Origin of the sequence: Streptomyces sp. NBC_00009 (genome assembly GCF_045040855.1) — a bacterium.
Lineage (GTDB): Bacteria > Actinomycetota > Actinomycetes > Streptomycetales > Streptomycetaceae > Streptomyces > Streptomyces aureus.
In genome coordinates this window covers 1,958,614-1,982,910 of record NZ_CP108312.1, presented here as the reverse complement: position 1 = coordinate 1,982,910, position 24,297 = coordinate 1,958,614, and the positions used below count along the sequence as shown (strand labels likewise).

Sequence of the window (24,297 nt, the reverse complement as noted above, 5' to 3'; positions counted from 1 at the left end):
GCTCCGGAGTACACCATGGCGGAGGGGGTCGGTCAACTTGTTCCGGCGGCGCTCCCGGCCTTCGCGCCGTCCTCCACGGGCCCCCCGAGCGCGGCTTGCGCGGCCGCGTACAGCTGAGCGGGATGCACCCCGCTCAGGGCCGTGACCAGGTGGCCGTCCGGGCGCACAAGCAGCACGGAGTGTGCCGGGGCGCCCGGGTAACTCTCCGCCACCAGCAGCTCCGCCTCGTGCGGCAGGGCCGTGACGGCGGCCGCGAGCCGTGGCATGACCCCGGCCGAGACCCAGTGCCGCCGCTCCCACACACCCGTGCCGGGCGCGATCAGGACGACGAGCAGGTGCCCGAGGCCGAGCCGGTCCCGCAGTCGGACGAAGGTCCCGTCGGGGGCCGTGACTCGCACGTCCCGGACGGGCGCGCCCGGAGCCGTACCCACGTCGACCTCCGCTTCGGAGGGCTCCGGCGCGAGAGGCGATTCGGCGTACGACCCCGGAGCGCCCAGCGCCCCGTGCCCCAGATGACCGTCCGTGAGCAGCGCGTCATGGCCGCGCGCGGATCCGGCGACGTACGAGCGCAGCCCCTTGCCGCCCCGCAGTATCGGCAGTGCCTGGTCGGCGGCGCGCAGCCGGCCCGCGACGACGGCGCGGCGCTCGGCCTGATAGCTGTCGAGGAGCGCCTCGTGCGGGCCGTCGTGCCAGGCGAGGGCCAGCTTCCAGGCGAGGTTGTCCGCGTCCCTCAGGCCCTCGTCGAGGCCCTGGGTGCCGAGCGCGCCGAGCAGGTGCGCCGCGTCACCGGCGAGGAAGACCCGGCCGACCCGCCACCGCCGGGCCAGGCGGTGGTGCACCGTGTGCACTCCTGTGTCCAGCAGCTCGTACGGCGGTGTCGAGCCGGCGCACCAGCCGGCCAGCGTCTCCCGGATGCGGGTCACCAGGATGTCGGGCGTGACCAGCTCGCTGCGGGGCGGCAGCAGCCAGTCGAGGCGCCAGACGCCGTCGGCGAGGGGGCGGCCGACGACCTCCCCGCCGGACGGGCCCGACGTCCGCCAGGGAAGGTTCCGATGAAGCAACGCCTCGTCGGGCCAGGGGAGTTCCGTGCGCAGCGCGGCGACGGCGTGTCGCTCGACGGACGTGCGGCCGGGGAAGCGGATGTCGAGCAGCTTGCGGACCGTGGAGCGCGGGCCGTCGCAGCCCACCAGGAAGCTTCCGCGCCACCAGGTGCCCTTCGGGCCGCGGGTGTGCGCGGTCAGTGCGCCGCTCTCCTGCTCGATCGAGTCGAGGCGGCTGTTCACGGCGACCTTGATGAGCCGCTCGCCGGCGGCGGCCTCCCGCAGGGCGCCCGTCAGTTCGTGCTGGGCCAGATGCAGGGGCGAGGGCATCTGCTCACCGAAGGTGAGCTCCCGCATCACCTGTTTGCGCCGCAGCGAACGCCAGCCGGTCCAACGCGCGCCCGTCGCGTCGAAGGGCGTCCGGGCGAGCCGCTCCATGAGGGCGGCGGTGTCCTCGCGGAGGATCACGGTCCGTGCGGGGCGCTGTTCGTCCTTGCCGGGGCCCTCGTCGAGCACGACGGAGGGCACGCCGTGGCGGGCGAGAGCGAGGGAGAGCGTGAGCCCGACGGGGCCGGCGCCGACGACGATCACCGGGTCCACGGCGCGGCTCCTCCTGCCCCGGGGAGTGCTGTGGGAGGCGTACAAGAAAGGGCAGTTGGAGCGGGGTGCGCGATCACAGAACGTATGCAACCCATTGCGGGTGCTTGCGTCAAGTGACGGAGGCAGTGGCGATCATGCCACTGCCTCCGTTTGCTCACATCTCGTCAGTTCTTCTGCAGGGCCGTTCAGTCGGTCCCGTCCACGACGGAGGGCTCGGTGGCGGCCGCCACCGCGATGCCCGTCTTGGCGCGACGGCCGCGCCGCTCGATCCAGGTGGCGAGCCCGGCCAGGGCCAGACACAGTGCCACGTAGATCGCGCCGACGACGATGACCACTGCGGTGATGGGGTTCTCGCCGTTGACGATGATGTTGCTGGCCATCGTGCGGGCCGCGAACAGCAGCTCGCTGTACGTGATGATGTAGCCGAGCGAGGTGTCCTTGAGGGTCACCACGAGCTGGCTGATCATCGTCGGCAGCATGGAGCGCACGGCCTGCGGCAGCAGCAGCATCGTCATGACCTGCGACTTGCGCAGCCCCAGCGCGTACGCGGCTTCCACCTGTCCGCGCGGCACGGCGTTGACGCCCGCCCGGATCACCTCGGCCTGCACACAGCCGTTGTAGACGGTCAGACCGATGACGAGCGCCCAGAAGGCGGTGTTGTCGCCGACGACGCCGAGGCCGTTCTTGTAGGTCAGGAACAGGAACCACAGGGCGTAGATCGTGATCAGCAGCGGGATCGCGCGGAACAGTTCGATGAAGCCCGTGGCCGCCCAGCGGACCGTCTTGTGCTCGGACAGGCGCGCGACGGCCAGGAGCAGGCCGAGCACCAGGGAGAGCACGCCGGCGACGGCGAACACCTTCAGCGTGGTGACCACGCCGTCGCGGATGCTGGTCCGCACACCGGCGTTGTTGAAGATGTTCCAGACCTCGGGCTCCAGCTGCCCCTTGACGTTCATCCGGTAGAGGGTGAACGCGATCAGGCCGAGCACGGCCAGGGAGCCGATGACCGTGTAGAGGCGGTTGCGCACCCGGGCCTTGGGGCCCGGTGCGTCGTACAGGACGCTCGAACTCATCGTGCGACCCCCATGCGCCGCTCGAGCAGCCGGAAGAGACCGCTGATGGTGAAGGTGATGACCAGGTAGCCGAGAGCCACCCAGAGGAAGATCCAGGCGATGGCGAAGCCCTGGTCGCTGAGCAGCTTCTGCACGCCGAACAGCTCGGTGACACTGAACGCGCCCGCGATCGCCGAGTTCTTCGTCAGCGCGATGAAGATCGAGCTGAGCGGCGGCAGGACGGTGCGGGTGGCCTGCGGAAGGATGATCAGGCGCAGCGTCTGGAAGAAGGTCATTCCGATGGACCGGGCGGCCTCGGCCTGTCCCAGCGGCACCGTGCTGATGCCGGACCGGACGGCCTCGCACACGAACGCCGAGGTGTAGAAGCCCAGCGCCATGAGGGCCTTGGCCCACGGGCTGAGGCCCGGCATGAAGATGACCGGAACGACGAACCACGCCACAAGGAAGAGCAGGGTCAGCGGGGTGTTCCTGAAGAGCGTGACCCAGGCGGTGCCGAAGAAGCGCAGCGGGGGCACGGGTGAGACACGGAACCCGGCGATGATGACACCCAGGACCATCGCGAGGAGCCCGCTGGCCAGGGTCAGCAGGACGGTGCCTATGAACCCCTCGCGGAATTCCGCGAGATGGTCGAGCAATACGTTCACGGGGATGTCCTCGTGGGCGGCGGCGGACAGGCAGCGCGGGCCGTGCCACGGGCGCACTGTGCGGTTGCGCCCGTGGCGGGCCGGTCACTGCCGGAGGGTCGTACGGTGCGGGCCGGGGCCCGCACCGCTAGGGGGTGTCCGGCCCTGATCCGCCGGACACCCCCTTGCGCGTCAGTAGCGCTCGAGCGCCGGCGGCGCGGTGTACGCGGACTTGGACAGGCCGAGCGTCGCGTCGTACGCCTTCTTGTAGTCGCCGTTCTTCTCGTGCGCCTCGATGGCCTTCGAGACCGCCTCGCGCAGCGCCTTGTCGTCCTTGTTCATGCCGACGCCGTACGGCTCCTCGGTGAACGGCTTGCCGACGACCTTCAGCTTGCCGGGGCGCTGGGCGGCGTAGCCCTTGAGGATCGCGTCGTCGGTGGTGACGGCGTCGACCTCGTTGTTGAGCAGCTGCTGCACGCACTCGGAGTACTTGGAAAGCTCGACGGTCTTGGCGCCGTACTTGGCCTTCTTGATCTCCTGGAGCGGGGTCGAGCCCTTGATGGAGCAGACCGTCTTGCCCTTGACGGACTCCGGACCCGTGATGCCCTTCTCGTCGCCGCGGACGAGGAGGTCGGCGCCGGCCATGAAGTACGGGCCGGCGAAACCGACCTGCTTCTTGCGCTCGTCGTTGATCGTGTAGGTGCCTACGTAGAGGTCGACCTCGCCCTTGGAGATGGTCGTCTCACGGACGTTCGAGTCGATCGTCTTGAACTCGATCTGCGACGGCTTGAAGCCGAGGTCGGCGGCGACCATCTTGGCGATCTCGATGTCGAAGCCGGAGCGCTTGCCGTCGGTGTCCTGGAAACCGAGGTACGGCTGGTCGTTCTTGGCGCCGATGACGATCTTTCCGGCCTTCTGCGCCCGCTTCAGCGTCGCGGAGTCCAGCTTCACGCCCGAGGCGACCGTGTACGTGGGCAGCTTCGGCTGGTCCTTGCCGCCGGCGCCGCCGGCGGGCTTGTCACCGGCGTTGCCGGAGTCGCCGCCGCACGCGGTGGCGGCGAGGGCGAGTACGGCGACAGTGGCCGCCGCGGCGGCGGACTTGCGGAGCTTCATGGTGAATATCCTTCGTGTCGGCAGAATTCGGCCGTGGGAAAGTCGGACGCCCGTGCGTCAGCCTCAGTGGGCGTCAGTGGTGCAGGATCTTCGACAGGAAGTCCTTGGCCCGGTCGCTGCGCGGGTTGCTGAAGAACTGGTCGGGGGTGGCCTCTTCGACGATCCGTCCGTCCGCCATGAAGACCACGCGGTTGGCCGCCGAGCGCGCGAAGCCCATCTCGTGGGTGACGACGATCATCGTCATGCCGTCACTGGCGAGCTGCTGCATGACCTCGAGGACCTCGTTGATCATCTCCGGGTCGAGGGCCGACGTCGGCTCGTCGAAGAGCATGATCTTGGGGTCCATCGCCAACGCCCGTGCGATCGCGACGCGTTGCTGCTGCCCGCCGGAGAGCTGCGCGGGGTACTTGTCCGCCTGCGTGCCGACGCCCACCCGGTCGAGCAGGGTGCGCGCCTTGGCCTCGGCCGCCTTCTTGTCAGCCTTGCGGACCTTGATCTGCCCCAGCATCACGTTCTCGAGCACGGTCTTGTGCGCGAAGAGGTTGAAGGACTGGAAGACCATGCCCACGTCCGCGCGGAGGCGGGCCAGCTCCTTGCCCTCCTGGGGCAGCGGCTTGCCGTCGATCGTGATCGCACCCGTGTCGACGGTCTCCAGGCGGTTGATCGTGCGGCACAGCGTCGACTTGCCGGAGCCCGAGGGTCCGATGACGACGACGACCTCACCACGCGCGATGGTCAGGTCGATGTCCTGGAGCACGTGCAGCGCGCCGAAGTGCTTGTTGACGTTGTTCAGCACGACCAGCTCGTCGGCCGCGGGAATGGCGTCCTTGGTCACCGATACATCGGTCATCGGGGTCTTGCTCCATCCTCCTCGGTTGGGAGGACAGTAATGACGCCGTACGACCAGCGTCATTACATCTGAGCGGAACTTGAGCATAACGATCCGGCTGCGACCGGACACGATGCGTGAAGAGGGTGGCCCGGCGCGTACCGGCTGGATAACGGAAGGCTTCGGTAACCGGAACGCTCTTGACGGCGTCCTTATGTTTCGGAGTGGATGCCCTGGTGCGTTTCACGCGCGCGCAGGGTTAGCGCCCGTCGGGGTGCCACGACCGAACGATCGATGAACCGAAGGGGGCCGTGATGAGACTGCTTCTCGTCGAGGACGACGACCATGTCGCCGCCGCTCTGTCGGCGGTCCTCGCCCGGCACGGCTTCGACGTGACGCACGCCCGCAGCGGCGAGGAAGCGCTCCGGAAGCTCGTCCCCGAGGCGGACGCCTTCGGTGTCGTACTCCTCGATCTCGGCCTGCCCGACCAGGACGGCTACGAGGTGTGCGGCAAGATCCGCAAGCGCACGTCGACACCCGTGATCATGGTGACCGCGCGCGCGGACGTACGCTCCCGCATCCACGGCCTCAACCTCGGCGCCGACGACTACGTGGTGAAGCCGTACGACACGGGGGAGCTGCTCGCCCGTATCCACGCGGTCAGCCGGCGCAGCGTGCCGGACGAGACCTCCGCCTCGGCCGAGGACGGTCTGCGGCTCGGGTCCGTGCACATCGAACTGCCCACCCGCCAGGTCAGCGTGGACGGTTCGGTTGTCCAACTGACCCGCAAGGAGTTCGACCTTCTGGCGCTTCTCGCGCAGCGCCCCGGGGTGGTGTTCCGCCGGGAACAGATCATCAGCGAGGTCTGGCGCACCAGTTGGGAGGGCACGGGCCGCACCCTGGAGGTGCATGTCGCGTCCCTGCGCTCCAAGCTGCGCATGCCCGCCCTCATCGAGACCGTGCGCGGCGTCGGGTACCGGCTCGTCGCGCCGGCCGCCTAGAGGCCGCGGGTGCGCGCTCGCCTCCTCCCGCTGCTCATCGTCCTCATGGCGGGCGTGCTGCTCGCGCTCGGCTTCCCGCTCGCCGTGAGCGTGGCGGCCGCCCAGCAGCAGAAGGTCGTCGTCGACCGCATCGACGACACGGCACGCTTTGCCGCGCTGGCCCAGTTCGTCACCAAGCGCTCGACGGGTTCCCGCGTACACGTCACGGACGAGCGCCAGCAGACCCTGCAGAACGAACTCACCCGCTACTACGAGGTGTACGGGATCCGCGCGGGCGTCTTCTACCGCAACAGCGACCCCATGGGGCGCGCCCCGGATGGCTGGCAGCTGCCCCGCGACGGAGCCGTGCGCGAGGCCTTCGACGAGGCCCTGTTCTCGCGCGGCAGCCACGACCCCCGGCAGGTGTGGCCCTGGCAGCGCGGCCGGCTCGTCGTCGCGTCACCGGTCATCAGCGACGGCGACGTCGTCGCGGTCGTCGTCACCGACTCGCCCACCGGCAAGATGCGCTCCAAGACGCTCCAGGGATGGCTGCTCATCGCGGCGGGCGAGGCGGCCGCGATGCTCCTGGCCGTCGGCGCCGCGCTGCGGCTGACGGGCTGGGTCCTGCGGCCCGTGCGCGTCCTCGACGCGACCACCCACGACATCGCCACCGGACGCCTGAAGTCCCGCGTCGCCCCGTCCGGCGGACCGCCGGAACTCCAGCGCCTGGCCCGGTCGTTCAACGAGATGGCCGACAACGTCGAGGACGTCCTGGAGCAGCAGCGCGCCTTCGTCGCCGACGCCTCGCACCAACTGCGCAATCCGCTCGCCGCCCTGCTCCTGCGCATCGAGCTCCTGGCCTTCGAACTGCCCGAGGGGAACGAGGAGATCGCCTCGGTGCGCACGGAGGGCAAGCGGCTCGCCTCGGTCCTCGACGACCTCCTCGACCTGGCCCTCGCCGAACACACCGAGGCGGACCTGCGGCTCACGGACATCGGCGAGCTGGTGACCGAACGCGTGGGCGCCTGGCGGCCGGTCGCCGACGAGAAGGGCGTGCGCCTGACCGAGGACTGCCCCGCGGTCACCGGCTGGGCGGACCCCGTGACGCTGTCGAGCGCCCTGGACGCGGTGATCGACAACGCACTGAAGTTCACCCCCTCCGGCGAGGAGGTGAAGGTCTGCGTCGCCCGTAACGGAGAGTCCACACAGATCGTGGTCGCGGACCGGGGTCCGGGCCTGCGCGAGGACGAACTCGCGCGGATCGGCGACCGGTTCTGGCGCAGCGCGGGCCACCAGAACGTCAAGGGCTCGGGCCTCGGCCTGTCCATCTCGCGGGCGCTGCTCGCGGCGGGCGGCGGCTCCATCACGTACGCCCCTCACGAGCCGCACGGGCTGCGCGTGACGGTGGCGGTGCCCCGGACCCATCGGGAAGGCTGAGGCGGCGGGCCAGGGCCCTACGGCTTCACCGAGCGGTAGTAGCGGCGGGCGCCCTCGTGCAGCGCCAGCGGATCCGTGTAGAGCGCCGTCCGCAGGTCCACGAGCTGCGCCGCGTGCACCTGCGCGCCGATGTGGTCGCGGCTGTCTATCACCGTGCGCGTCACCGCCTCCGTGAGGCGGGGGTCCGCACGGTCCGTGGTGACCAGCAGATTCGCCACGGCCAGCGTGGGCACCGAGACACCCTGCTGCGCGTCCGGATAGGCGTCCGCGGGCATCACGGCGGCCCGGTAGTAGCGGGACGCGCCGCCCTGCTTGTGCAGCGCGTCGACGAGGTTGCCGAGCTCGACGAGACGGATGGGGTAGTTCTCCGACAGCTTGCGCACATGGGTCGTCGGCAGGCCGCCCGACCAGAAGAAGGCGTCGATGTCGCCGTCCTTGAGCGCCTGGGGCATGCCGTCGATCCCCGTGGAGACCGGCTTCATGTCCTTCTCCAGGTCGAGGCCGGTGGCCTCGACCACGCGCTCCGCGATGAGCCGTACCCCGGAGCCCCTGCCGCCCACGGCGACCCGGAGGCCGCGCAGGTCCTGGACCGACCTGATCGACGACGAGCGGGGCACGACCAGCTGCACGTAGTCGTCGTACAGGCGGGCGCAGCCGCGCAGCCGGTCCCCTCCGGCGCCGCCCTGGAGCTTGTACTTCTCCACGGCGTCGGCGGCCGCGATCGTGAAATCGGCCTTCCCGGTGGCGACCCGCTCGACGTTCTCCTGGGACCCCTCGCTGTTCGTCAGGCGTACGTCGAGGTCCGGCAGGTCGTGGCCGAGCGCGGTCTTGAGGAGGTTGCCGTAGCGCTCGTACACCCCGGTCCGCTGGCCCGTACTGAAGGTCACGCTGCCCCCCGGCCTCCCGTCGTCCAGCGGCAGCAGCCACCACAGGAGCAGCCCGAGGACCACGAGGGCGGCGGCCGAGCCCTCCAGGGCTCGGCGCCTGCTGATACGGGGGAGGGCCTTGGGCATGCGGGCGATCCTGCCATTTGACTCACCGTGCTGGCCAGGGGCGCCGGCCGGTCACCGCGAGCGCCTCTCCAGTGACGCTGCAGCCGCGCCCGGCAGGCTGATGCCGACGCCGGGCGGCCGGAAGGGCCGCCGCGAAGGGAGTTCGCCATGTCTCAGCCCGTCGGGACCCTCCGCCAGCAGGTCACGGGTGACCTGTACGCCGAGGTGCAGACGTTCTACGCCCAGCAGATGCGTCGGGTCGACGCCCTGGACATCGAGGGCTTCGCCGACACGTTCACGGACGACGGGGAGGTCGTCCACGCGGGCGGTCAGCGGCAGAGCGGCCGGGTGGAGATGATCGCCGGGATGCGCGCCAACCTGCCGCGCTACAAGGACATCGCCGTACGCCACTGGTTCGGCCACCTCCTCATAGAGGCCGACCCCCAGGACGGGGACACCATCCGGGTCTCGTACTACACGCTGGTCACCCAGACCGACCGCGAAGGGAAGGTCTCCTTCCAGCCGACGTTCACCGTCGACGACGTGCTCGTGCGCCGCGACGGCGGGCTGCTGACCCGCTCCCGCGTCATCCACCGCGACAGCCCCGCAGCTCCCGCGGCTTCCTGACCGGCCTGTACACGGAACCGGCCTGAACACGGAGATCCGGCACATGGCCGAGGGGCCCCTGTCGAGGGGCCCCTCGGCCATGTGCCGACCGATGACACGTTCTGGGCGGCGGCTCAGTCGATGCCCCGGCAGATGTGGGGTTCACTCCCGTCGTCGTCGAGGTCCCCGGCCAGCAGCAGAGGTATCCGGCACGGCACCCCGTGGAACTCCAGGTGCGTCGGGGGTGCCACGTGCGTCTCGCGGTCCAGCAGAATCGTCTCCATCGACGACTCCTTTCAGTACGGCGGTTTCGTCGGTGCGGGGTCTCGGCCTCCGGTCTGTGAGGTAACGGCGCTGTGAGGTTCCGGTCCGGGAGTTCCGGTCCGGGAGGTTCCGGACTGTGCGGTCAGGCGTGGCAGGAGGGCAGGGCGCCGTGGAAGGCGACCATCTCCTTGAAGGACGCCGCGACATCGATACGGGCGCCAGGTGCCAGGCCCTCGAGTTCGGCGTACGCGCGGTGCAGGTTTCCGACCAGGCGCTCGGAGTCCAGGAGCCCGGCGAACGCGCCGAGGTCCGCGTCCCGGGCCGCCTGGAGCGGGCCCACGCCGCGCCGCAGGCCGTCCCGTGCGAGGTCCTGGAGCCAGTGGACGTAGGCCTCCGTCGCGTCGAGGAGCTCGGGGCCGCCGACCGGACCGTGCCCGGGGACGACCACGGAGGCACCGAGCGCGCGCATGCGCTCCAGGGCCCGCAGCGACCCGGTGACGGAGCCCATCAGGAGGTACGGGGTCACCCCCGACCACACCACGTCCCCGGTGAACAGCACGCCGCGCTCCGGCACCCACGCGATCACGTCGTTCGCGGTGTGGGCGGGGCCCACGTGGAGCAGCTCGGTGCGCAGGCCGCCCTCCGCATGCAGGGTGAGCTCGTCCCGGAAGGTGAGTGTGGGCAGGGTCAGCGGGGTCTCGCCCCACTCGACGTCCGGCCACAGGTGGCGCAGACCGAGGCCCGCCTCCTGCGTGTCGGACCGGGTGCCCGCGTGCGCCACGACGGCGGCACGCGGCGTGAACTGGCCGTTGCCGAACGTGTGGTCGCCGTGGAAGTGGGTGTTGACCACGTAGTCCGGGCCACCCGGCACCACGCGCTCCACCTCCTCCCGCAGCGTGCGGGTGCGGGACTCGGTCGCCGCCGTGTCGATCAGGACCGCCTGGCCGCCGCCGGCGACGAGGCCGGCGTTGTTCAGGCACCAGCCGCCCTCCGGCTGGACGAAGGCGTACACCCCGTCGGCGACCTGCCGCAGGCTGCCGGGCGCAGCCACCGAGGACGCAGTTGTCGCACTCACGCGGCCGCCTCCCTCTGCTCGGCGGACGAGGCGGACGAGCTGGACGAGGCGGGCGACAGCCGGCCGAACTTGCCCTGGTGGAACAGGAGCGGGTCCGGCTCGGACGACCCGCCGGACAGGGCGACGACCCGGCCGATCAGCAGCGTGTGGTCGCCGGCCGTGTACTCCGCGTCCAGCACGCACTCGACGTACGTCTCCGCGGCGGGCAGCACGGCGTTGCCGGTGACGCCCTCCTCGGCGGACAGGCGCAGCATCGCGGCGCGGCCCTCCGGCCGGTCGGGCCGGCAGAACTCCAGCGCCAGATCCAGCTGCGCCTCGGTGAGCACGCTCACGGCGAAGCTGCCCGCCTGCGATATCCGCGGGCGCATCCGGCCGGACGCCTTGACGGAGACGAGGATCAGCATCGGGTCGAGCGAGACCGAGGTGAGGCTGTTCAGGGTCATCACGATGGTCTCGTCGCCGCTTCCCTGGGTGAGCAGGGTGACGCCCGTCGGGAATCGGCCCATCGCGGCCCGGAAGGCGGCCACATCGGGTTCGGCGAGAGTTGCGCCGGCGGTCACAGCAGTCATGTCAGGTACTCCGTTTCTGCTCGTCGTCAGGGCCGTCGCAGGCGTCGCCGGGATCGGCGGCACCGGGGCCATCAGTAGTTGCCGAGCCCGCCGCAGACGTTCATGGCCTGCGCGGTGATGGACCCGGCCGGGTCCGACGCGAGGTAGCCGACGAGCCCGGCGACCTCCTCGGGGGTGGAGTAACGGCCGAGCGGGATCTTGGCGTTGAACTTCTCCTGGATCTCCTGCTCGCTCACTCCGTAGTGGCCCGCGTAGCCCTGCCGCACGCGCTGGGCCATGGGGGTCTCGACGTATCCGGGGCAGACGGCGTTCACGGTGATGCCGGTCGCGGCGAGCTCCTTGCCGACGGCCTTGGTGAAGCCGATCACTCCGTGCTTGGAGGCGGAGTAGGGCGCGGCGAGCTCGACGCCCTGCTTGCCGCCGGTGGAGGCGATGTTGATGATCCGGCCCCAGGACCCCTCGCGCATCAGGCCCGTGCTGAGCACTTCCCGGGTGACACGGAAGGTGCCGTTCAGGTTGGTCTCGATCACGTCGTCCCAGAGCGCGTCGGGCAGCTCCGCGGTCACCCCGCCACCGCCGCGGCCCGCGTTGTTGACGAGGATGTCGATGCGGCCGTACTCGGCCACGGCGGCGGCCACGGCCTGCTGGATCTGCGTCACGGACGTCACGTCGCACACCGTGCCGGCTACCTCGTGGCCCTGCTCGCGCTGCGCCTTGACCATGGCGGCGACGTTCTCCGCGTCCCGCGCCACACCGAACACCGCGACGCCCTGCCGGGCCAGCAGCTCGGTCACGGCCAGGCCGATCCCGCTGGTCGCCCCGGTGACGAAGGCTACTCGTCGTCCCGCGTCTGTCATCGTGCTCTCCCCATCGCTCGTGTCGATCCGGTCCACGTCGGCTCGACGGTGGGCCCGTGGCCTTGCGGGTTTCTCGCCCCCGGGTGGAGCCGCGGTGGAGGCCGGCTGTTCGAGCCGTACTCGACACGGGGCCTAGCGAGGGCCGTCAGCTTGGGTGCATTCGATGCCGTGGCCGGGCGGATACCTGGCCGGAGCGAGGAGGCCCCGTGCCCGAGCAGACGCAGACCCTGCCCGACGTCAGGAAGTCGGTGACCGTGGCGGCGACGCCCGACGAGTGCTTCAAGGTCTTCACCGAGCGCCCGGCGGACTGGTGGCCGCCGAGCCACATCCTGGTGCGCAAGGAGCGGGCCGGCCTCGCCTTCGAGGCGGGCGTCGGCGGGCGCTACTACGAGTGGGACGTGGAAGGCACCGAGATCGCCTGGGGCCGCGTGCTGGAGTGGGTGCCGGGCCGCCGCGTCGTCATGACCTGGCGGATCGACCCCAACTGGCAGTCCATCCCCACCGACGACGGCGCCAGCCAGATCGAGGTCGACTTCGAGGCCGTCGACGCGGGACACACCCGTGTCTCGCTCGCCCACGTCAAGCTGGACCGGCACGGACCCGGCGCCGAGCGGATCTTCAAGGCGCTCGACGGGCCGAGCCCCGGCGAGACGCTGGAGCGCTTCGCCCGCGCCCTCACGGACGGGTCCGGATCGTGAGCGTCGACCTCGGCGTCCTCGCCGCTCCCGACGCCGGCCCGGCGGTTCCCGCCACCGGGCTCGTCGCCGCCGCCGACGGGATACGCCTGCTCGCGGCGCGCCACGCGGCGGACGCGGACACGGGCCGCAGCCTGTCCCGCGAGGTCACCGACGCGATACGGGAGGCCGGGTTCGCCCGGCACTTCGTGGCCGCGCGGTTCGGCGGCACGGAGGGCTCGTTCGCCAACCTGACCCGGGCCGTCATGTCCGTCGGCGAGGGCTGCGCCGCCTCGGCCTGGTGTGCCTCGCTCGCGGCGTACTCGGCCCGCTTCGCCTCGCACCTGCCCGAGCAGGGGCACCAGGAGCTGTGGGGCGCGGGCCCCGACACGGTCGTGGCGACCGGTCTGATGCCCGCCGGGCGGGCCAGGCAGGCGGACGGCGGCTGGCGGGTCACCGGCGAGTGGGCCTACGTCAGCGCCGTCGACTTCGCCGACTGGGTGATGGTCTGTGCGGCCGTCGCGGGCGGTGAGGGACCGCCGCAACTGCGCTTCTTCACCCTGCCGCGGGGCACGTACACCGTGCGCGAGACCTGGGACAGCATCGGGATGCGGGCCACCGGCAGCCACACGGTCGTGGTCGACGACGTGTTCGTACCGGCGCATCTGACCTTCGACCGCACCGACATGCTCACCGGCCGCAACGGCGCCTCGCGCGTGTCCGCGCACAACGTGCCCTTCCAGGCGGTGGGCGGCCTGACCTTCATCGCCCCCGTCGTCGGCGCCGCCACCGGCGCGCTGGCCGCCTGTACGGGATCGATCCAGGGGCGCCGGCGCAACCAGACCGCCGAGCTGACCGTCGTACGTGCCTCCGGCCGGATCGACGCCGCACGCCACCTCGTCATGGAGAACGCCCAGGTCCTCGACCGGCGCCTCTTCACCCCCGAGCACATGGCGCGCAACGAGCGGAACGCCACCTTCGCCGCCGAGATCCTGCGCGAGGCCGTGGCCCTCCTCGTGGGCGCGGCCGGGACCGGCGGCCTCGGCGAGGGGCACACGCTCCAGCGCTTCTGGCGGGACATCACATCAGCGACGAGCCATGTGGCGCTGCAGTACGACACCGCCGCCCGCAAGAACTACTCCGCGGTGCTGCTCGGCCCGGAGGGTTGATCCGTACCGCACGGCGAAGGGGGCGTCCGGCACCACGGACGCCCCCCTTCGCCATGCGCGGCGGAGCACCTCAACTTCCTCTAGTTCAGGGCGACTTGGCCTCGATCGGCCCTCCGTACGGTGAGATCCGACCCGTAACGTCCCAAGCGGAGGATCTATCGTGACAGTCACCCAGGAGACAGCCAGCCAGGAGACGGCGCCCCAGGGCGCCGGCTGCCCGGTGGCGGGAGTGTTCCCCTTCAGCGGTTCCAGTTACCGTGGCCCCGCCCCGGCGTACGCCGCCCTGCGCGCCGAACAGCCGGTGGTGAAGGTGCCCACCGCGGGAGGTGTGGACGCCTGGCTGATCACCCGTTACGAGGATGTGCGGCGGCTCTCCGCCGACCCCCGGCTCAGCCGGGCCCAGGCCTGCGGCGAAGGCGCCCCCCGCGTGGGCGGCACGATGCACACCACGCCGGAGATGATCATCTCGCTCGACGCGCCGGAGCACTCCCGGCTGCGGAAGCTGGTGGCCGGCGCGTTCACCATGCGGCGGGTCGAGCGGATGCGGGACAACGTCCAGAAGGTCACCGACGAACTCCTCGACGACATGGCGGCCAAGGACGGGGTCGTGGACCTCGTGCAGCAGCTTGCGGTGCCGCTCCCGCTGACCGTCATCGGGGAACTCCTGGGCGTACCGGCCCAGGACCTGCGGGAGTTCGAGCAGTGGGCGCGCGCCTTCGCCACGGTCGACGACCGGGCCGGCGGCGAGGAGTCGCTGCACGCGCTCGGCAAGCTCAGCGAGTACATCGTCGGGCTCATCGCCGAGAAGCGCGCCAACCCCGCCGACGACATGCTGTCCGAGCTGATCGCGGCCCGCGACGACGACGACCGGCTCAGCGAGCCCGAGCTGGTCACCTTCGGCTTCACGCTGATCGGCGCCGGCTTCGACACCACCGCCAACCAGCTGGCCAACTCCGTCCTGGCCCTCCTCGTGGACCACCAGGACCAGTGGCGTCACCTCGTCGAGGACCGCTCCCGGATCCCGAGGGCCGTCGAGGAACTCCTGCGCCACGTCAACCTGTTCGCGACCGACACCTCCGGATTCCCGCGTATCGCGGCCGAGGACATCGAGGTCGGCGGCGTGACGATACCCAAGGGTGACGCCGTGCTCCTCTCGCTCGCGTCGGCCAACCGGGACGCGGAGGTCTTCCCCGACCCGGACCGGCTCGACCTGACCCGGGAGCGCAACCCGCACATCTCCTTCGGCCACGGGATGCACTACTGCCTCGGCAAGCACCTGGGGCGGATGGAGATGGAGATCGCCATCGACGGCCTGGTGCGCCGCTTCCCGGATCTGCGGCTCGCGGTCCCCGAGAGCGAACTGCCCTGGCACAAGGGGGAGATCAACCACACCCTGACCAGCCTGCCGGTCGTCCGGGGGCAGTGAGTCCACCGGCTCCGTGCGGTCCCGTCCCCTCTCGGAAGGGGACGGGACCGCAGGCGTACCGAGGTCCGTGGGGCAGCGCGAAGCCGCCGCACCCCGCGCGAGGCGGTGAGTACGGCGGCGGGATGATCCCGGGTGTGTTCACACCCGCGGGCGCGGACCCGGTCTCAGGTGCGGACGGCGACCCTCTCCGCGGGGGACGTGCGGGGAAGCTTCTTCAGGTCGAAGCCGGGCGCGCGCACCTCGCCCGGCGTCAGAGCGGTGCCCGAGGCGAGCAGCCGGCGTGAAATGCCGTGGTCCGCAGGCCGGTTCACCGACTCCACGCCGATCAGCCGTCCGGCACGGAAGCAGAAGACGGAGAACCGTCCGCCCTCCACGTCGCCGCTCGTGACCACCTCGTCGTGGCCTGCCGTGAGTCCCGCCAGCTGCATCCGCAGCCCGTACTGCTCGGACCAGAACCAGGGCACGGAGGTGTACGCGAACGGCTCGTCGCAGATCCCGGCGGCCACGCACTTCGCCTGGTCGGACGCGTTCTGCACCGACTCGATGCGCAGGTGGCGCTCGGCGTGCGGGCTGGGGAAGCGGGCGCAGTCGCCGAGCGCGTAGATGTCGGGATCGCTGGTGCGCAGTCGCTCGTCCACCACGATCCCGTCGCCGACCATCAGATCGGCGGTCAGGGCCAGGTCGGTGTGGGGCAGCACCCCGACCCCGATCACGGCCAGATCGGCGGCGATGCGTTCACCGCCGTCCAGCTCCATGATCTGGACCTGTCCTTCGGCGTCGCCGTGCAGGGCCGTGACCTCGCGGCCCAGCAGCACCCGCACCCCCTGGGCGCGGTGCTCGGCGACGACCCTCGACGACAGCACCGGGGTGAGGGCCCGGGCCAGCGCCCGCCGCTGGACGTCCACCACCGTCACCTCGTGGCCGAGGCCGCGTGCGGTGGCGGCGACCTCCAGGCCGATGAACCCGGCGCCGACCACCACCAGTTGGCGCGGCGGACCGCTCAGCCGCGCGCGCAGCTCGTCGGCGTCGGAGCGCGAGCGCAGGGTGAGCACCCCGTCCAACGAGACGCCTGGCACGGGGAGTTGGCGGGGCCGGGAGCCGGTGGCGAGGACCAGACGGTCGTACGGCACCCGCAGTCCCGACCTCAGCGTCACGGTGCGGCGCTCCGGGTCGACGGAGGACGCGCGGTCCCCGACCCTGATCTCGATGTCCCGCTCGGCGAAGAACGAGGCGGGGCGAAGGGCCGTGTCCTCGGCGGGCGCCGTGCCGGCGAGATACCCCTTGGACAGCGGTGGCCGGTAGCCGGCCCACGGCGGTTCGTCGCCGATCAGGGTGATGCGGCCGGTGAAGCCCCGGCCGCGCAGTGCGGCCACTGTCTCCACTCCGGCCTGACCGGCGCCGACCACGACCACGGCGGGCGCGGCCATCAGCTCTGCGCCTCGGGCAGGTGCACCAGCAGCCCGTCGAGGGCCTCGGTGACCGGCAGCTGGCAGCTCAGCCTGCTGTGCTCGCTACGTTCGCACGCCGTGCCGTAGAGGACGTCGTCCTCGACCGGGTCCATCTCGGGCAGTACGACGGTGCTCGCCTCGTCCACGTAGACATGGCAGGTGCCGCACTGGGCGGAACCGCCGCACTGGGCCTCGATGCCGTCGATGTTGTTGAGCTTCGCGCCGCGCATGACCGTGTTGGGCGCTTCTACGTCGACGACGGTGACGGTTCCGTTCGGATGCTGGTAGGTGATCTTGGCCATCGTGGGCTCTCCTCGGGGAATGTCGGCCGGCCGTGCGGAGACACGCCTTGGGACTGTGGCGAGAGGTCCTGCAGCGGCGGTGGAGTACTTCTCGACGCACCGGGTCGAGCGGGGCTCCGTGCGCCCTCGACGCGCGGTCCGCCGCACCGGCGCAGCGTGCCCGTATGACCATGACTACGCGCACGCACCGCACACCGGGACCTTCGCCAAGGGCCGCGCCCCGACTCGGACTTGTGCTGTTCGCCTGCTGCCTGGGGCAGTTCATGAACGTGCTCGACGCCTCGGTGGTGAATGTGGCGCTGCCCGTCATCTCCGACGACCTCGGCTTCGACCCGCACAACCTCCAGCTCGTCAACAACGCCTACACCGTGGTGGTCTGCGGCTTCCTGCTGCTCGGCGGGCGGCTTGCGGACCTGTTCGGGCAACGCCGGATCTTCCTGGGCGGGGTCGGTCTGTTCACCCTCGCCAGCCTGGTCGGCGGGGCGGCCGACAGTCCGACGACCCTGATCCTGGCCCGCGCCCTCCAGGGGCTCGGCGCCGCGGTCATGGCCCCCGCCACGCTCACCGTGCTCGGCACGACCTTCACCGAACCGGCCGCGCGGGCCAAGGCGTTCGGCTGGTGGAGCGCCGTCTCGGGAACGGCGGGCGCGGTCGGCGTGCTGGCCGGAGGAGTGATCACCCAGTGGTTCTCCTGGCGCTGGATCCTGCTGATCAACGTCCCCATAGGACTGGCGCTGTGCGCACTGGTCGGCTGGGCGGTCCCGGAGACCCGGCGACCCGGAATCCGCCGCAGGCTCGACCTGCCGGGCGCCGTCACCGTCACCCTCGGTCTCATGGCCGTCGTGTACGGGACGTCCGAGTCCCCCGGACACGGCTGGAGTTCGGGACACGTCCTCGGCCCGATGTTCGCCGGAGCCGTGCTCCTCGGAACGTTCCTGGTGATCCAGGCGAAGTTCGCCCCCGAGCCGCTGGTGCCCCTCGGAGTCTTCCGCAACCGCTCGGTGGCCGCCGCCAACCTGGTCGCCTTCTTCGGGATCGCGGCCCTCTTCAGCACCTTCTACTTCTTCACGCTGATGCTCCAACAGGTACTCGGCTACAGTCCGTTGCGCACCGGCCTCAGCTATCTGCCCCTGTCCGTCGGGATCGCGCTCGGCGGCTGGGGCATCGCGCGCTTCGTACCGCGCACCGGGCCGCGGCCGGTCCTCCTCGCGGGGCTCGCCCTGTCCGCCGTCGGACTGCTCTGGCTGTCGCGGCTGGCCGTCGGCGCCGGCTACGTGAGCGACGTACTGGCCCCGGAGATCCTGCTCGGCCTCGGTATGGGCGCCGTCCTCAACGCGACCACCAACGCCGCCACCGCCGGACTGCCTCCGGAACAGGCGGGCCTCGCCTCGGGGCTGCTCAACACCACCCGCCAACTAGGCAGCGCGGCAGGCCTGGTGACCCTGGCGGCGCTCTCCGCCGCCCGCATCGACAGCGAGGCCGCCGCCGGCACCCCGCACGCCGCCGCCCTGGCCTCCGGCTACGGCCTCGCGCTCACCGGCGCCGGGCTCTGCGCCCTCGCCGGCCTGGCGGCCGCCCTGTGGGTCCCGGCCAGGGAACGCCCGCGCGACTGAGCACGGCAGGCGGCCCGCACCCGCACATGCCGGACGGCCGGTCACCCGCGAAGCGGTGACCGGCCGTCCGGCATGTGTCAGGCGGCGACCTCCACGCTCGAGTGGTCGCCGACCACCAGCCGGTAGTGGTCGTCGAGCACGGCCGAGCTCACCGTGGCGTCGCGGCCGATCAGGGAACCCTTGACGCCGCTCACCCGGTCGACGGCGGCGCCGTCCAGCATGATCGAGTACTCCACGCCCGCCGCGCTGAGCCGGCAGTCGCGGCCGATGGAGGTGTGCGGGCCGACATAGCTGTCCGCCACCACGGAACCGGCGCCGATGATCGCCGGCCCGACGACGCGTGAACGCACCACGCGAGCGCCGGGCTCGACCACGACCGCCCCGATCAGTTCGCTGCTCTCGTCGACCTCGCCCAGCACCGACCGGTCGAGGCGGTCCAGGAGGTTGCGGTTGCAGTCCAGGACGTCCTCGACCCGGCCGGTGTCCTTCCAGAAACCCGGGTAGACCCGGGCCTGGACGTCGGCCCCCGAGGCGATCAGCCACTGCAGCGCGTCGGTGATCTCCAGTTCGCCCCGTGCGCTCGGCTCGATGGCGGCGACCGCCTCGTGGATGGCCGGGGTGAAGAAGTAGAGGCCGATCACCGCGAGATCGCTCCGGGGGAACTCGGGCTTCTCCACGAGCCGCAGTACACGGCCGTTCTCATCGACCTCCGCGACGCCGAACTCCCGCGGATCGGCCACCTTGCGCACCACGACCTGGGCTGCCGGGCGGCGTGTGCGGAAGTCCTCCGCCAGGTCGGCCGCGCCGTCGGCGAGCATGTTGTCGCCGAGGACCATCACGAAGTCGTCGTCCTCGCCGAGGAAGTCACGGGCGATGCGGACGCAGTGGGCCAGCCCCAGGGGTTCGTCCTGCGGGATGTAGGTGATCCGGACGCCCAGCGCCGAGCCGTCGCCGAGCGCCGAGACGATGTCCTTGCTTCGGTTGCCCACGACGATCCCGACCTGGGTGGCGCCCATGTCCCGCAGCTGGTCCATCACATGGGCGAGAACCGGTTTGTTGGCGATCGGGATGAGTTGCTTCGGCATGGAGTGACTGAACGGGCGCAACCGGCTGCCCAGGCCTCCGGCCAACACGAGTGCTTTCATCAGAGCCCTCCTCAGAGCCTCGCGGGGCCGTCGCGGGAGCGACGACCACCGTGCCGTGCGTCCCGGTGGCTCGGCGTTGCTGCGAGGGCGGAGCCGCACCGCGCACGCAGCTTGTGGGGGCGTGGTCGCGGATCGCTCAATCCCTGATGGGCCGAGGCCGCCGACCAGGTGGCACCGCCGGAACGGCGCGCGCGAAGGCCTGCTCCACGCTGCGGCGAGCCGGAGTCGAGTGCAGTGCGGAACGCTTCCGTCCTGATATCTGTCTCTGCATTCCTAGAGGAAGAGGCCTCATGGATTCCGCTTCCGACGAATCCGTCGGCCAAGTGGCCGACCGCCGACGGTGGTTGGCTCTGGCCGTGGTGATGACCGCGTCCTTCCTGGACCTGGTCGACGTAACGATCGTCAACGTCGCCGTGCCACGCATCGAGGAGGACCTGGGTGCCTCGTTCAGTTCGATCCAGTGGATCACCGCCGGGTATGCCCTGGCATTCGCCATCGGCCTGATCACGGGCGGCAGGCTCGGGGACATCTACGGCCGCAAGAGGCTGTTCCTCATCGGGATGGCCGGCTTCACGGTCGTCTCCGCCGTCTGCGGTCTCGCGCCCGGCCCGGAAACCCTGGTCGTCGCACGCTTCCTGCAAGGGGCGATGGCCGCCCTGATGGTGCCGCAGGTGCTGTCGATCATCCACGTCACCTTCCCCGCGGAGGAGCGGGGCAAGGTCTTCGGCATGTTCGGCGCGATGATCGGCCTCGGCGCCGTCGCCGGTCCCATGATCGGCGCGCTGCTCACCGAGTGGAACCTCTTCGGCCTGGAGTGGCGTCCGATCTTCCTGGTCAACCTGCCGGTCGGCATCGCCGGCCTCGTCCTCGGACGGCGCTACATCAGCGAGTCCCGGGCACCGCAGGCGCTCCGCCTCGACCTGGTCGGCGTGGCGCTGGCCAGCGTCGGACTGCTGCTGCTCCTCTACCCGCTGATGCAGGGCAGGGAGCTGGGCTGGCCGCTGTGGGGCTTCCTCTCGATGGGCGCCGCCGTGCTCGTGTTCGTCGTCTTCGTCTGGTACGAGCGTGACAAGAAGACGCGGGACGGCTCACCGCTGGTGGAGCTGTCGCTGTTCAAGGTGAAGAGCTTCGCGGCCGGCATCGGCGTACAGCTCACGTACGGGGTGATCTCCGGGATCTTCTTCCTGATCTGGACCCTGTACATGCAGCTCGGCCTCGGCTGGTCCCCGCTGCACGCCGGTCTGACCGGTGTGCCTTTCTCGGTCGCCGCCTCGGTCTCCGCGGGCGTGTCCGTGCAGATGCTCGTGCCGCGGTTCGGGCGGAAGGTGCTGCAGGCCGGAGCGCTCGTCAAGCTCGTCGGCGTGCTGCTGTACATCTGGGAGGCCGATCAGCACGGCAGCGCCATCACCACCTGGCAGATGCTGCCGCCGCTGGTGGTGATGGGGCTCGGCATGGGCCTCATCATCGCCCCCATCACGGACGCGGTGCTGTCGGAGGTGCCCACGGAGCACGCGGGCTCGGCCTCCGGGCTCATCAACACCATCAACCAGCTCGGACTGGCACTGGGCCTCGGCCTCGTCGCCGTGGTGTTCTTCTCCGTCGTCGACTCCGGCCAGGCGGCCCACCGGCCCGTCGGCGACGTCTTCTCCGACGCCTTCACCCACGCCCTGTGGTGGGTGGCCGGGGGCCTGGCGCTGGTCTTCGCGTTGATGTTCGCGCTGCCGAGGTCGGTGAACCGGGGCGAGACGGCGCCGGCCGCCGGAGTGGAGGAGCTCGCCGTCTGAACGGCCGGACCCGCGGCCGCCCACCGACCAGGTGGGCGGCCTCTGGCGTGTGCGCGGGAGGCGCACGGGTCCGGCCGGGCGACTCCACAGATATTCGAGCAGGTATCCACAGTGCTGGGGGACGTTGTGGCTCCGGCTTTCCGCCCACCATGTCGGACGCCGGTCAATCCAACGACGCTCGGCAGTGAAGGAGGCGCTCCATGTCAGCGTCACATGTCCCGTCCACCGGGGCCGGAGAACAGTCCCGGCTCCCCTCTCTCACCGGTCTCCGCTTCGTCGCCGCGCTCCTGGTGGTGCTGTCGCACGCGGGCGGATTCCTGCTCGTACGCATGGGGGGCTCCGGGGAGAGCTATTCGCAGTACCTGTTCGGCGCGGGCAACAAGGGAGTCTCCTTCTTCTTCATCCTCAGTGGGTTCGTGCTCACCTGGGTGGCCCGGCCGGGAGACACCCGCATGCGGTTCTGGCGCCGCCGACTGGTGAAGATCTTCCCCAACCACCTGGTCACGCTGACCGCCACGGTGCTTCTGATGCTGTACGCGGGAATCGCCGTCACGGTCGCCAACACCGTGCCCACCATGTTCCTGGTGCAGAGCTGGATACCGGACTTCGACGTGATCCAGGGCCCGGGCACCAACACCCCCAGCTGGTCGCTCGCCTGTGAGGTGCTCTTCTATCTGGCGTTCCCCTGGCTGCTGTTGCTCATCCGGCGCATCGAGCCGGCCCGCCTGTGGCGCTGGGTGGGCGCCATCACGCTGGCGATCATCGCGGTGCCGTTCCTCGCCGAACTGCTTCCCAACGCACCGCGCATGCAGTTCGATCCCATTCCCTGGTGGAAGTACTGGTTCGTCTACTACTTCCCGCTCACCCGGCTCCTCGAGTTCGTGCTGGGAATCCTGATCGCCCGCGTCGTCCTGACCCGACGCTGGATCAACCTGGGCCTCGGCTGGTCGATGCTCCTTACCGTCGCCGCGTTCGCGCTCGCGTCCCAACTGCCGGGCGAGTACGGCCGGGTGGCGCCGACCGCGCTGCCGCTGGCGCTGCTGATCGCCTCCGCCGCCACCGCGGACCAGCGGGGCCGGCGCACCCCGTTCGGCGGCCGGGTCATGGTCTGGCTGGGCGAAGTGTCGTACGCCTTCTACATCGTTCATTTCCTGGTGGTCACCTACGGGCCGATCGGAACCGCGTATCCCGAGTTCTGGATGGAGAAGTGGAGTGGCCCACAAGCGCTGCTGGATGTCGGTCTCACGATCGCGATCAGTCTGGCTCTCGCCTGGGCGCTGCACGGCCTTGTCGAGCGGCCGCTCATGCGCCGGTGGAGCCGCCCCGCCGCTACGGCGGCCGCGCCGGTGACGCCGGACGCGCCGGACTCGCCGGGACAGGAGGCCGCGCCGCAGGGGGCGAGCGTCAACTGACCGAGCAGGCCGGGGCCCGGTCGCGTGTCCCTCGGGACGCGTGGCCGGGTCTTCCGCATGTCGCGCGTTGGGTGTGCGGACAGCGGAACGGCCCCGCCCGCGCCTCCCGTAGGGGGCGCGGGCGGGGCCGTTCCCGGCCGGGGTTCAGGCCCGGGTGGCGTCCTCCGTGACGGGCACCGTGGCCGTCAGGGTGTCGTTCACGTCGTAGACCTTGGTCTCGCCGGAACCGGTGAAGGTGTCGCCGCTGACGACGATGTTCTGCTTGACGTCCAGACGCCCGAGGTAGGTCCCGTTCCCGTCGAACATCGGCTCCGCGAGGCGGTACGAGTAGTGGTTGGTGCTGGTCTTGGTCCAGGGGCCCGAACCACCGGACGAGGCGGCGAACGCGATCCCGCCCGGGGTGAAGTGAATGTTGGTCACGACGTCCGGGCTGCCCGGTATGTGGACGTGTACCGCCCAGGTGCCGGCCACGTTGGCCGCGGCCTCCGTGGCGGCGGATCTCGAGGTCTCGCCCTGGGCCTGTGCGGTTGACGCGCCGGCGAGGGGGAGCACCAGCAAGGCCGCGGCGGTTGCGGCAGCCAGCGCCCGGGACTTGCTGCCCTTGATACCTGTGCGACTCATTGAATTCCTCCGTTGGGTGCCGTGCGGATTCTCTGTGGGAGCACCCTGCGACAGCGGGCTAGACGCACTCTTGAGCCCCGCTGCACACACCGCGTACTCCAGTGCCGGTCGAGGCGGCCCTCGCACCCTGAGTCCCTCAACTCGGGCCCGCGACAAGGAGGTGGCCGACGGATGGCAGACACACCGGTGTCCGGAACGGTGGCCGGTGCCTGGACGGCACGGGTCGCACGACCTTCCGGGACGGCGTCGAGCACGTTCCACTTCACCCCGGGCGGCCGGGCCTTTCTCGTCTCGGGCGGTGTCGGCGCCGGAACCTGGACCGCCACCGGGCCCGACCGGTTCTCGTACCGGATCTCCGAGCTGCTGCTCGACGGGAGCGGGGCCCGGATCGGCTGGGTGGACATCGACCAGCAGGCCGTCCGCTCGGGAGACACCTTCACCAGCACGGGCGTGACCGTCGTCTACGACATCGACGACGTCAGGACGCACAGCGCCACGGTCGGCGTCTCGGCCGTACGGGCGGACGCCCCGGGGATGCACCGTCTCTCGAGGAAGCGTCCAGCGGATCCGGCCAGCATGAGCGAGGCCCACGCGACCACCGGTGCGCCGGCGCGGCCCACCGACAGAGCAGGAAAGGAAAGGTGA

24 protein-coding genes are annotated in these 24,297 nt (G+C 70.9%); 10 read left to right on the top strand and 14 right to left on the bottom strand.

Annotated features, from left to right (window positions below):
• Positions 1 to 32: 32 nt before the first annotated feature.
• From OHA58_RS08815 to OHA58_RS08795, 5 genes are all read right to left on the bottom strand, one after another.
• Positions 33 to 1,640 carry an FAD-dependent monooxygenase gene (locus OHA58_RS08815; protein ID WP_405478029.1) on the bottom strand — a complete coding sequence of 536 codons (1,608 nt, stop codon included), beginning with the start codon at positions 1,638 to 1,640 and terminating at the stop codon, positions 33 to 35.
• A gap of 185 nt (positions 1,641 to 1,825) precedes the next feature.
• On the bottom strand, positions 1,826 to 2,713 hold the full coding sequence (locus OHA58_RS08810; protein WP_405478028.1) for an amino acid ABC transporter permease: 888 nt from the start codon (positions 2,711 to 2,713) through the stop codon (positions 1,826 to 1,828).
• Entirely contained in the window at positions 2,710 to 3,357 is a 648-nt protein-coding gene (locus OHA58_RS08805) for an amino acid ABC transporter permease (RefSeq protein ID WP_116509108.1), read from the bottom strand. Before OHA58_RS08805 ends, OHA58_RS08810 begins: the two co-directional genes overlap by 4 nt.
• A 171-nt stretch (positions 3,358 to 3,528) precedes the next feature.
• Positions 3,529 to 4,449, bottom strand: a complete 921-nt coding sequence (locus tag OHA58_RS08800; protein WP_266559257.1) for a glutamate ABC transporter substrate-binding protein — start codon at positions 4,447 to 4,449, stop codon at positions 3,529 to 3,531.
• Positions 4,450 to 4,522: 73 nt separating this feature from the next.
• Positions 4,523 to 5,299 (bottom strand): amino acid ABC transporter ATP-binding protein, encoded by a 777-nt coding sequence (locus OHA58_RS08795; protein WP_405478025.1) that lies wholly within the window; start codon positions 5,297 to 5,299, stop codon positions 4,523 to 4,525.
• A gap of 293 nt (positions 5,300 to 5,592) precedes the next feature.
• Here OHA58_RS08795 and OHA58_RS08790 point away from each other — a divergent pair, with 293 nt between their 5' ends.
• A complete protein-coding gene (locus tag OHA58_RS08790) occupies positions 5,593 to 6,279 on the top strand; it encodes a response regulator transcription factor (protein WP_405478024.1) in 687 nt (228 codons plus the stop codon).
• Positions 6,280 to 6,288: 9 nt separating this feature from the next.
• The gene (locus OHA58_RS08785; protein WP_405478022.1) at positions 6,289 to 7,695 is read left to right on the top strand and encodes a sensor histidine kinase; all 1,407 of its coding nucleotides are present in this window, start codon (positions 6,289 to 6,291) and stop codon (positions 7,693 to 7,695) included.
• A gap of 17 nt (positions 7,696 to 7,712) precedes the next feature.
• Here OHA58_RS08785 and OHA58_RS08780 read toward each other — a convergent pair whose 3' ends face one another.
• On the bottom strand, positions 7,713 to 8,708 hold the full coding sequence (locus OHA58_RS08780) for a TAXI family TRAP transporter solute-binding subunit (RefSeq protein ID WP_405478021.1): 996 nt from the start codon (positions 8,706 to 8,708) through the stop codon (positions 7,713 to 7,715).
• Between the two features lie 147 nt (positions 8,709 to 8,855).
• On the opposite strand from OHA58_RS08780, the gene OHA58_RS08775 reads away from it, so the two are divergent.
• Positions 8,856 to 9,314: a nuclear transport factor 2 family protein gene (locus OHA58_RS08775; protein ID WP_405478019.1), complete on the top strand. Its 459-nt coding sequence runs from the start codon at positions 8,856 to 8,858 to the stop codon at positions 9,312 to 9,314.
• Positions 9,315 to 9,427: 113 nt separating this feature from the next.
• Here the strand turns inward: OHA58_RS08775 and OHA58_RS08770 are convergent, their stop codons facing one another.
• The 4 genes from OHA58_RS08770 to OHA58_RS08755 form a co-directional block, all read right to left on the bottom strand.
• Positions 9,428 to 9,577 carry a hypothetical protein gene (locus OHA58_RS08770; protein ID WP_405478017.1) on the bottom strand — a complete coding sequence of 50 codons (150 nt, stop codon included), beginning with the start codon at positions 9,575 to 9,577 and terminating at the stop codon, positions 9,428 to 9,430.
• Between the two features lie 122 nt (positions 9,578 to 9,699).
• The gene (locus OHA58_RS08765) at positions 9,700 to 10,632 is read right to left on the bottom strand and encodes an MBL fold metallo-hydrolase (RefSeq protein WP_405478015.1); all 933 of its coding nucleotides are present in this window, start codon (positions 10,630 to 10,632) and stop codon (positions 9,700 to 9,702) included.
• Positions 10,629 to 11,201, bottom strand: coding sequence for a flavin reductase family protein (locus tag OHA58_RS08760; protein ID WP_266559241.1), 573 nt, complete (start codon positions 11,199 to 11,201; stop codon positions 10,629 to 10,631). Before OHA58_RS08760 ends, OHA58_RS08765 begins: the two co-directional genes overlap by 4 nt.
• A gap of 71 nt (positions 11,202 to 11,272) precedes the next feature.
• Positions 11,273 to 12,058, bottom strand: a complete 786-nt coding sequence (locus OHA58_RS08755; protein ID WP_227297702.1) for an SDR family NAD(P)-dependent oxidoreductase — start codon at positions 12,056 to 12,058, stop codon at positions 11,273 to 11,275.
• Between the two features lie 206 nt (positions 12,059 to 12,264).
• On the opposite strand from OHA58_RS08755, the gene OHA58_RS08750 reads away from it, so the two are divergent.
• The 3 genes from OHA58_RS08750 (at position 12,265) to OHA58_RS08740 (ending at position 15,327) form a co-directional block, all read left to right on the top strand.
• Positions 12,265 to 12,756 (top strand): SRPBCC family protein, encoded by a 492-nt coding sequence (locus tag OHA58_RS08750; protein ID WP_266559237.1) that lies wholly within the window; start codon positions 12,265 to 12,267, stop codon positions 12,754 to 12,756.
• Entirely contained in the window at positions 12,753 to 13,901 is a 1,149-nt protein-coding gene (locus tag OHA58_RS08745; protein ID WP_405478012.1) for a hydrolase, read from the top strand. The genes OHA58_RS08750 and OHA58_RS08745 overlap by 4 nt, the downstream gene beginning before the upstream one ends.
• Positions 13,902 to 14,061: 160 nt before the next feature.
• Positions 14,062 to 15,327, top strand: a complete 1,266-nt coding sequence (locus OHA58_RS08740; protein ID WP_405478010.1) for a cytochrome P450 — start codon at positions 14,062 to 14,064, stop codon at positions 15,325 to 15,327.
• 164 nt (positions 15,328 to 15,491) lie between these two features.
• On the opposite strand, the gene OHA58_RS08735 is transcribed toward OHA58_RS08740, so the two are convergent.
• Both OHA58_RS08735 and OHA58_RS08730 read right to left on the bottom strand, forming a co-directional pair.
• Entirely contained in the window at positions 15,492 to 16,754 is a 1,263-nt protein-coding gene (locus OHA58_RS08735; RefSeq protein WP_405478009.1) for an NAD(P)/FAD-dependent oxidoreductase, read from the bottom strand.
• The gene (locus tag OHA58_RS08730) at positions 16,754 to 17,077 is read right to left on the bottom strand and encodes a 2Fe-2S iron-sulfur cluster-binding protein (RefSeq protein ID WP_405478007.1); all 324 of its coding nucleotides are present in this window, start codon (positions 17,075 to 17,077) and stop codon (positions 16,754 to 16,756) included. The genes OHA58_RS08735 and OHA58_RS08730 overlap by 1 nt, the downstream gene beginning before the upstream one ends.
• 164 nt (positions 17,078 to 17,241) lie before the next feature.
• Between OHA58_RS08730 and OHA58_RS08725 the strand changes: the two genes are divergently transcribed.
• On the top strand, positions 17,242 to 18,690 hold the full coding sequence (locus OHA58_RS08725; protein WP_405478005.1) for an MFS transporter: 1,449 nt from the start codon (positions 17,242 to 17,244) through the stop codon (positions 18,688 to 18,690).
• A gap of 77 nt (positions 18,691 to 18,767) precedes the next feature.
• Here OHA58_RS08725 and OHA58_RS08720 read toward each other — a convergent pair whose 3' ends face one another.
• Positions 18,768 to 19,835 (bottom strand): glucose-1-phosphate thymidylyltransferase, encoded by a 1,068-nt coding sequence (locus OHA58_RS08720; protein ID WP_405478003.1) that lies wholly within the window; start codon positions 19,833 to 19,835, stop codon positions 18,768 to 18,770.
• A gap of 290 nt (positions 19,836 to 20,125) precedes the next feature.
• On the opposite strand from OHA58_RS08720, the gene OHA58_RS08715 reads away from it, so the two are divergent.
• On the top strand, positions 20,126 to 21,619 hold the full coding sequence (locus tag OHA58_RS08715) for an MFS transporter (RefSeq protein ID WP_405478001.1): 1,494 nt from the start codon (positions 20,126 to 20,128) through the stop codon (positions 21,617 to 21,619).
• 200 nt (positions 21,620 to 21,819) lie between these two features.
• Entirely contained in the window at positions 21,820 to 23,031 is a 1,212-nt protein-coding gene (locus OHA58_RS08710) for an acyltransferase family protein (protein ID WP_405477999.1), read from the top strand.
• A gap of 144 nt (positions 23,032 to 23,175) precedes the next feature.
• Here OHA58_RS08710 and OHA58_RS08705 read toward each other — a convergent pair whose 3' ends face one another.
• On the bottom strand, positions 23,176 to 23,652 hold the full coding sequence (locus OHA58_RS08705) for a hypothetical protein (protein WP_405477998.1): 477 nt from the start codon (positions 23,650 to 23,652) through the stop codon (positions 23,176 to 23,178).
• Between the two features lie 171 nt (positions 23,653 to 23,823).
• Here OHA58_RS08705 and OHA58_RS08700 point away from each other — a divergent pair, with 171 nt between their 5' ends.
• Entirely contained in the window at positions 23,824 to 24,297 is a 474-nt protein-coding gene (locus OHA58_RS08700; RefSeq protein WP_405477996.1) for a hypothetical protein, read from the top strand.